The 1,461-nt window shown below is 55.3% G+C and carries 1 protein-coding gene; it reads right to left on the bottom strand.

The genetic code is table 11. The features are described 5' to 3' along the window. Positions 1–295: 295 nt before the first annotated feature. Positions 296–1,324, bottom strand: coding sequence for an IS110 family transposase (locus F3J20_RS31675; RefSeq protein WP_167285834.1), 1,029 nt, complete (start codon positions 1,322–1,324; stop codon positions 296–298). Positions 1,325–1,461 lie beyond the last annotated feature (137 nt).

The raw sequence follows: 1,461 nt of genomic DNA, 5'->3' as shown, positions 1-1,461 counted from the left end.
CCCGTCAACACTTCCATCACTTCCTGTTTGTTGTTAGTCAGAATCTATGGTCGCCCCCATTTTTGCAATGCTGGGTTCAACGATGTTTCGGGCTTGCTCAAATCTATTCGGCGTCTTCGTTGAGGTTTTTTCCTCAGCGCCACGATGAGAGTCGCGCCTGACGATCCTAAAAAACACATCGGCTTTTGGAGCCTTCGTGACTATCGGGTTGTTCGTTCAGGCCGGTATGCCGTTCACGTCATCAATTTCCAGCGATCGCAAAACCAGATGGTTGGTAAAACGCTATTGAGTTTGTTCAACCCTTCTGTAATTGGTATCCAGCCGTTTCGAAAACCGTGTGTCGTGCAGCTATCGCCCATGCGATCCTCGCCAGCTTGTTGGCCAGCGCACAGGCCACAACGCTCGAGTGTCGTCGAGCGAGTAGCGTGCGTACCCAATCCGCCAGAGGGCCAGCCCTCCTTGCGACGTCGCGCATATAAGAACGGGCACACTGTACGAGCAAGTGCCTGATGTTCTTGTCCCCTCGCTTGCTAATGCCGAGCAGATTCGCCTTTCCACCTGTACTGTGCTGACGCGGAACAAGGCCAATTGAAGCAGCGAAGTCTCGACTGCTCCGGTACTGTTTCCCGTCTCCGACCTCGCTTGATAGCACGCTTGCAGTGATTGGGCCGACACCGGGGATGGTCAAAAGCCGCTGCCCGAGATCATCTTCGCCCAACTGGCGAACCAGATCCTTGTCGAGTTCCGCAATCTGTTCGTCGAGATACTTGTAGTGGGCGTGAAGCCGTTCAAGCAGCACCACGAGGCGGGGAGGAAGTGAGTATTGCGCGATGATTGCTGGCAGTCGCTTCAGCACGGTGCAGCCTACCGGCAGGCTGATACCGAATTCCAGGAGAATTCCGTGAACCTGGTTTCCAGTGCATACGCGCTCACGCACGAATGATTCTCGAACTCGATGGAGTGCCGAAAGTGTCTGCTGAGGTTCGGTTCGAGGTGTAACGAATCGCATGGACGGGCGCGAGGCAGCTTCGCAGATCGCCTCGGCATCGGCGAAATCGTTTTTATTGCTTTTGACGAATGGCCGAACGAGGTGTGGCGCAATCAGCCGGACTTGATGGCCGAAACCAGCCAACGTGCGAGCCATGAAATGTGCGCCGGCGCACGCCTCCATAGCAATCGTGCACGCAGGAAAGTTCGCGAACAGCTCAACGAGTTGTCGGCGTGTTACCTTCCGGCGAAAGATCTCTTTGCCCTTTCGGTCTTGGGCATGCAGATGGAACGAATGCTTACCAAGATCGATTCCGACAAGCGTTACTTCTTCCATGATGGTTCCCCTTGGTGATTGCCTCCATAGCGTACTCTTGCCGGGGAGGCGGGGGCGACCATCCCATTAACACAGTCCTATGCCTACCCGTTAGTTTAAGCGGGAGACTGTGTCCGGCGATTCAGGGGGCCGCTCCA

Origin of the sequence: Paraburkholderia sp. Cy-641 (assembly GCF_011752945.1) — a bacterium.
Lineage (GTDB): Bacteria > Pseudomonadota > Gammaproteobacteria > Burkholderiales > Burkholderiaceae > Paraburkholderia.
The sequence above is the reverse complement of the archived record's forward strand: the minus strand, read 5'-3'. Positions and strand labels throughout refer to the sequence as shown.

Coding starts and splice junctions, on each gene's coding strand:
- F3J20_RS31675 (WP_167285834.1), bottom strand. CDS start 1,324: ATGGAAGAAGTAACGCTTGTCGGAATCGATCTTGGTAAGCATTCGTTC.